The 6,714-nt window shown below is 66.5% G+C and carries 7 protein-coding genes; all 7 read left to right on the top strand.

Annotated elements, in window-relative coordinates; translation table 11 throughout:
• Positions 1 to 274, top strand: a 274-nt coding sequence (locus AC2VON_RS16690; protein ID WP_486953942.1) for an ABC transporter permease, incomplete at its 5' end; no start/stop codon positions are given.
• A gap of 11 nt (positions 275 to 285) precedes the next feature.
• Positions 286 to 1,131: an ABC transporter permease gene (locus AC2VON_RS16695; protein WP_486953946.1), complete on the top strand. Its 846-nt coding sequence runs from the start codon at positions 286 to 288 to the stop codon at positions 1,129 to 1,131.
• Between the two features lie 10 nt (positions 1,132 to 1,141).
• The gene (locus AC2VON_RS16700; RefSeq protein WP_486953943.1) at positions 1,142 to 2,416 is read left to right on the top strand and encodes an MCE family protein; all 1,275 of its coding nucleotides are present in this window, start codon (positions 1,142 to 1,144) and stop codon (positions 2,414 to 2,416) included.
• Positions 2,416 to 3,444 carry an MCE family protein gene (locus tag AC2VON_RS16705; protein WP_486953947.1) on the top strand — a complete coding sequence of 343 codons (1,029 nt, stop codon included), beginning with the start codon at positions 2,416 to 2,418 and terminating at the stop codon, positions 3,442 to 3,444. The genes AC2VON_RS16700 and AC2VON_RS16705 overlap by 1 nt, the downstream gene beginning before the upstream one ends.
• Complete coding sequence (locus AC2VON_RS16710; RefSeq protein WP_486953944.1) at positions 3,437 to 4,528, top strand: MCE family protein; 1,092 nt, start codon at positions 3,437 to 3,439, stop codon at positions 4,526 to 4,528. Before AC2VON_RS16705 ends, AC2VON_RS16710 begins: the two co-directional genes overlap by 8 nt.
• 9 nt (positions 4,529 to 4,537) lie before the next feature.
• Positions 4,538 to 5,968 (top strand): MCE family protein, encoded by a 1,431-nt coding sequence (locus AC2VON_RS16715; protein ID WP_486953945.1) that lies wholly within the window; start codon positions 4,538 to 4,540, stop codon positions 5,966 to 5,968.
• Between the two features lie 59 nt (positions 5,969 to 6,027).
• A partial coding sequence (locus tag AC2VON_RS16720) for an MCE family protein (protein WP_486953948.1) occupies positions 6,028 to 6,714 on the top strand: 687 nt, incomplete at its 3' end.

Below are 6,714 nucleotides of genomic sequence, written 5' to 3' on the forward strand. Positions count from 1 at the left end.
CTCGGTGTTCGTCCAGAACGTCAACCCCGGCGCGTTCGCGGCGGGCATCACCTTGTTGACCGGGGTGCCGGAGCTGATCATCTCGTGCGTCAAGGCCGCGCTTTTCGGTCTGATCGCGGGAATGGTCGCGTGCTATCGAGGCCTGATCATCTCCGGCGGGGGCGCGAAGGCCGTCGGCAACGCTGTGAACGAAACCGTGGTGTACGCCTTCATGGCGCTGTTCGTCGTCAACGTGGTCGTCACCGCGATCGGCATCAAGATGACGGTCAAGTGACGGTGGCCGCTGTGACGCTGCGCGCCGCCTATCCGCGCCTGACCCGGCGGTTCGAACGTCCGGTCGTCGCCCTGGGCCGCATCGGTGATCACGCCCTGTTCTACGGGAAGGCGATCGCCCAGGCGCCGTTCGCCACCACGCACTATCGATCGGAGGTCATCCGCCTGATCGCTGAAATCAGCATGGGCGCAGGAACTTTGGCGATGATCGGTGGCACCGTGGTGATCGTCGGATTCCTGACGCTGGCTGCGGGCGGCACGCTTGCGGTACAGGGGTACAGCTCGCTGGGCAACATCGGCATCGAGGCGCTGACCGGGTTCTTGGCGGCGTTCATCAACGTGCGGATCTCCGCGCCCGTGGTCGCCGGCATCGGGCTGGCGGCCACCTTCGGCGCCGGCGTCACCGCGCAGCTGGGTGCGATGCGCATCAACGAAGAAATCGACGCGCTGGAGGCGATGGCCATCCGGCCGATCTCCTATCTGGTCAGCACCCGCCTGGTCGCCGGGATGATCGCGATCACCCCGCTGTACTCCATCGCGGTCATCCTGTCGTTCCTCGCCAGCCGATTCACCACGGTGTTCCTGTTCGGGCAATCCGCCGGCTTGTACGACCACTACTTCCGGACCTTCCTGAACCCGATCGACCTGTTGTGGTCGTTTCTGCAGGCCATCCTGATGGCGCTGACCGTGCTTTTGATCCACACCTACTTCGGCTACTTCGCGACCGGGGGTCCGGCCGGTGTCGGCGTCGCGGTGGGCAACGCGGTGCGCACCTCGCTGGTCGTGGTGGTGTCGGTGACGCTGCTCGTCTCCCTGTCGGTCTACGGCTCCAGCGGCAACTTCAACTTGGCGGGATGAGGGAGACTCGATGACACCACCTGTCCCGCCGCGTCGCGCCCATCGGCATAGGGTCGAAGGCCACGATGCGGCCGGCCAGCCCCGGCATGCACCACCCCCGGGGTATCTGCGACCGCTGGCGGGCCTGGCGATGATCGCCGCGATCGTCGGGATTGTGGCCCTGGCGGTGACGCTGTTTCGCGGCGGCTCCACCCCGACCGCGCCGGTCACCGTGGTGTCGCCGCGTGCCGGTCTGGTGATGAACCCCGACGCCAAGGTCAAGATGCGCGGCGTGCAGGTCGGCAAGGTCGCGTCGATCCAGCCGCTGCCGGATGGTCAAGCCGCCCTGCACCTGGCGATGAATCCGGCTCAGCTGCAACTGATTCCGGCCAACGTCCTGGTCGACATCGCCTCGTCGACGGTGTTCGGCGCCAAATTCGTCGAGCTGTCACCGCCGGATCAGCCGTCCGCGCAGCCGCTGCAGGCCGGTGCGGTGCTCGACGGCAAACATGTCACGGTCGAAGTCAACACGGTCTTCGAGCAGCTGACGTCGCTGCTGTCGAAGATCGACCCCGTGAAACTCAACGAGACCCTGGGCGCGCTGGCGTCGGGGCTGGGCGGTCGCGGCGAGAAGATCGGCCAGATGCTCAGCGACGCAGATGCGTTGCTGGCCGAGCTGGACCCCAGCATGCCGGCGCTGCGCCACGACCTTGCGGTCACCGCCGGGGTGGCGAACGCCTACGCCGACGCAGCCCCGGACCTGATCAAGACCGCGCAGAGTTCGATCCCGATCAGCCAGACCATCGTCGACCAGCAGAAGAACCTGGACGCGGCGCTGCTCAGCTCGATCGGCTTGGCCGACACCGGCAATGACGTGTTGAGCACCAACCGGGGGCCGCTGACCGATGTCATGCATCTGTTCGTCCCGACCGGCGATCTTCTCAACGAGTACCACGAGGGCCTGTACTGCGGCCTCGCCGGTTCGGCGTGGTTGCAGGCGGGGCAGGCACACGCGTTGAAGGTCCCGGGAATTCAACTCACCATCGGCTTCGACTTCGGCGGGGATCGCTACCGGTACCCGCAGGATCTGCCGAAGGTTGCGGCGAAGGGCGGCCCGCAGTGCACCGACCTTCCGCAGGTGCCTTTCGAGGGCCATGCCCCCTACGTCGTCGCCGACACCGGCACCAACCCGTTTAGGTACGGAAACCAGCGACTCGTCTGGGACTCCGATCTGATCAAGCAGTGGCTCTTCGGGCCGATCGACGGGCCACCGCGCAACTCCGCACAGACAACGCAGCCCGGATGATGGGCACACGCATGACGGCGGTCAAGTTCACGGCGTTCGTGGTCGTGATGGCGATCCTGACCATTTTCCTGTTCGTCATCTTCAGCCAATACCGAACCGGTGCGACCAACCGGTATTCGGCGGTGTTCAACGACGTGTCGCGGCTGAAAACCGGACAGACCGTGCGGGTCGCCGGTGTCCGGGTGGGCACCGTGCGCGGTGTCTCGCTGCGACCGGATGAGTCGGTGGTGGTTACCTTCGACGCCGACCGCAACATCGTGCTCACCAGCGGCACCCGGGCTGCGGTGCGCTACCTCAACCTGGTCGGCGACCGCTACCTCGAGCTCGTCGACGGCCCGGGGTCGACGAAGGTGCTGCCGGCCGGCGCGCAGATCCCGGCCGACCGCACCGCGCCGGCGCTCGATCTCGACCTGCTCCTCGGCGGGCTCAAACCGGTCATCCAGGGTTTGAACGCGCACGACGTCAATGCGCTGACCTCGTCGCTGGTGCAGATCTTTCAGGGCCAGGGCGGCACCCTGGAATCCATCATGTCGAAGACGTCGTCGTTCACCACGGCGTTGGCGGACAACAAAGACGTGGTCCAACAGGTGATCGGAAATCTCGACACCGTGTTGGCCACGATCGACAAGGAGGGGGCCAACTTCTCTGCGACGATCGACCGCCTGGAACGGCTGGTCACCGGGCTTGCCGCAGACAAAGACCCGATCGGCGCCGCGATCACCGCGCTGGACAGCGGGACCGCGTCCCTGGCCGATCTGCTGACCCGGGCGCGGCCGCCGCTGTCGGGCGCGGTGGCTCAGGTGAACCGGTTGGCCCCACTGCTCGACGACAACAAGGATCAGCTGGACTATGCACTGCGGAAGGCTCCGGAAAACTATCGCAAGATGATCCGGGCCGGCGCCTACGGCAGCCACATCAACTGGTACACCTGCTCACTGGACTGGCGAGTCAGCGATTTTCAGAACCGCACCGTGCACGTGAAATGGATCGAGCAAGACGGCGGGAGGTGCGCAGAACCCGATGGGTAAATACCGCGGCGCGCAGCTGATCCGGGCGGGCTTGCTCGGCGTCGTCCTGATGCTTCTCGTCGTCGGCGTGGGCCTGGCACCCGACCGGCTGGTGTCATGGGCGACGGCCGTGCGCTACCAGGCGCTCTTCTCCGACGCGGGCGGTCTGGCCGTGGGCAACGACGTGACGGTGTCGGGGATCAAGGTCGGCGCCGTGTCGGGCATGTCGCTGGCCGACGGCGAGGCGCTGGTCACCTTCACCGCCAAGTCCAGCGTCCCGCTCGGGTCGGACACCACCGCGCAGATCCGCACCGGCACCCTGCTGGGCGAGCGGGTGCTGACCTTGGAGTCGGCCGGCAGCACCTCGATGCACCCGATGGGTGTCATACCGCTCACCCGGACGTCGTCGCCCTACCTGCTCACCGACGCGGTCAGCGAGTCCACGACCAACATCGCCGGAACCGACACCGCAATGGTGAACCGGTCACTGGACACGCTCTCGGAGACGATCGACCAGATAGCACCACAACTGGGGCCGACGTTTGACGGGCTGACCCGGCTCTCGCAGACGCTCAACGGCCGCAACCAGAACCTGCGCGATCTGCTCAGCAGCGCCGGTGACGTCACCGGGATCCTGTCGGAACGCAGCCAACGGGTCGACACCTTGATCCTCAACGCCAATGACCTGGTCGCCGTCTTGGCCCAGCGGCGCCAAGCGATCGTCGATTTGCTGGCGAACACCTCCGTTGTCGCCACCCAGCTGACCGGGTTGGTGCACGACAACGAAGCCAAGCTGGCGCCGGCCCTGAAGAAACTGAACTCGGCGACCGAGATGCTGGAGAAAAATCGGGACAATATCTCGACGACGCTGACGCGTTTCCCGCCCTACATGACCACCCTCGGCGAGACGGTTGCCAGCGGTCCGTTTTACATATCGTTCGAAGCAAACCTCACGCCGCTGCAGCTGCTTCAGCCGTTCCTGGACTATCTCTGGGGGTTCCGCACCTTCGACACCGATCCCGGTCGCGGCCCCGGTGTCCCGTCCCCGTTCCCGCGGGCATACTTCCCGTGGCCGTTGATCCAAGACTATGCCGGGCACCCCTGAGGAGGTGTGATGTCGCGCAAGAAGCTTGCGGCCGCGGCCGGGGTTGTCCTGGCCGGGCTCGTCGTCGCGGCCGCCGCGTTGGTCGTCCATCAGACGTTGTTGCGCCCGAAGACCATCACCGCGTTCTTCACCACCGCCACCGCCACCTACCCCGGCGATGACGTGCGGGTCTCCGGCGTCAAGGTGGGCAGCATCACCGCCGTGCAACCCGAGGGGACTCGGGTCAAAATGACGCTGCACGTTACCCGCGACGTGCCCATCCCAGCCGACGCCAAGGCGGTGATCGTCGCCCAGAATCTGGTCGCGGCCCGTTATGTGCAACTCACCCCGGCCTATCGGTCCAGCGGTGAGACGATGCGCGACGGCGCGGTGATTCCGGTCGAACGCACGGCGGTACCCGTCGAGTGGGACGAGGTGAAAACCGAACTGATGCGCCTGGCAACCGATCTGGGACCCAACAGTCAGGCGTCGACCCCGTCGGTGGCGCGGTTCATCGACAGCACCGCCGACGCCCTGCAAGGCAACGGCGAGCGGCTGCGCCAGACGCTGGCTCAACTGTCCGGGGTGGGGCGAATCCTCGGCGAGGGCAGCGGCAACGTCGTCGACACCATCAAGAACCTGCAGACCTTCGTGACAGCCCTGCGCGACAGCAACACCCAGATCGTGCAGTTCCAGGACCGGTTCGCCACCCTCACCAGCGTGGTCGACGAAAGCAGGTCCGACCTGGATGCGGCGTTGACCCACCTGTCGGTGGCGCTGGGCGAGGTGAAGCGCTTCATCGCGGGCACCCGCGACCAGACCGCCGAACAGGTAGCGCGGTTGGCCGACGTCACCCAGAACCTGGCCGACCACCGCATGAATATCGAAAACAGCTTGCATGTCGCGCCGAATGCACTCGCCAACTTCTACAACATCTACAACCCCGATAGTGCATCTCAGGACGGCCTCTTCGCCTTCGACATCTACAACAACCCGGTGTTCGCCGTCTGCACCCAGATCGAGGCCATCGAAAACATCACCGCCGTAGAATCCGGGAAGCTCTGCGCCCAGCATCTGGGTCCCGCCGCACGATTACTGAACTTCAACTTCATGCCGTTGCCGACCGACCTTCTTCTTTCCAAATCGGCAAGCCCGGAGAACCTGATCTACAGCGATCCGGCGCTGATGCCCTGTCACCGCAACTGGGATAAGACCTGCGAGGGCGACATCGCCGGCGCCGTCCCGCGTCCGGCCGAGATGCCGCCGGCGGTGTCGGCCTACACCGGGCTGCCCGGCGACACCAACCCGCGCTGGGGGCCGGGAGCGTACTGGGCGCCGACACCTCCGCCGCCGCCGCGGGCCGTCTCACTGCCGCCCGAGCCGGCTGCGGCTGGGCCGCCGCCGGTCGGCCCACCGACCGTGCCGGGCCTGTTGCTCCCCACGGAGGTGCTGTCATCGTGACTCTTACCGGTGTGACGAGGCAGGGCCGCTCACGCGTCGCGGGTGTCGCCCTCAGGGCGTTGGCCGCCGTGGGGTCTGTGGCGCTCACCGCGACGGGCTGTGCGTTCGGGGGTCTGAACTCGGTGCCCCTGCCCGGGGCGGTGGGACGCGGGCCGGGTTCCCAGATTTTCCACGTCGAGCTACCCAACGTGGCCACCATGGAGTCGAATTCGCCGGTCACGATCGACGACGTGGTGGTGGGCAGCGTCGGCAAAATGACCGTGCAGGGTTGGCATGCCGACGTCGAGGTCGGGGTACGGCCCGATGTCGTGGTGCCCGCCAACGTGACCGCCAGCGTCGGACAGACCAGCCTGCTGGGTTCGATGCACCTTGAACTCAACCCGCCGGTCGGCCAGCCGCCGATCGGACGGCTCAAGCCGGGCGCCACCATCCCGCTGAACAAGTCGTCGACCTATCCGTCGACCGAGCAGACCCTGTCGTCACTGGCGGCCGTGGTGAACTCTGGAGGGTTGGGGCAGCTCGGCGACATCGTCCACAATGTGGGTGCCGCATTGTCCGGGCGGGAACGTGAGGTCCGTGATCTGCTGAACCGGCTCGACACCCTGGTGGGCACCTTCGACGATCAGCGCGACAACATCATCGCGGCCACCAGGGGATTGAACCGCCTCGCCGGCACCTTCGCCGACCAGCGCGACGTCGTCACCCGGGCACTGCGGACGGTGCCGCCCGCGCTGGACGTGCTGGTC

The sequence above is a fragment of the Mycobacterium sp. TH-M82 genome (genome assembly GCF_057473605.1).

Bases quoted from the DNA above. Each gene is read 5' to 3' on its own strand.
- AC2VON_RS16705 (WP_486953947.1), top strand. From the start codon at position 2,416: ATGGGCACACGCATGACGGCGGTCAAGTTCACGGCGTTCGTGGTCGTG.
- AC2VON_RS16710 (WP_486953944.1), top strand. From the start codon at position 3,437: ATGGGTAAATACCGCGGCGCGCAGCTGATCCGGGCGGGCTTGCTCGGC.
- AC2VON_RS16715 (WP_486953945.1), top strand. From the start codon at position 4,538: ATGTCGCGCAAGAAGCTTGCGGCCGCGGCCGGGGTTGTCCTGGCCGGG.
- AC2VON_RS16700 (WP_486953943.1), top strand. From the start codon at position 1,142: ATGACACCACCTGTCCCGCCGCGTCGCGCCCATCGGCATAGGGTCGAA.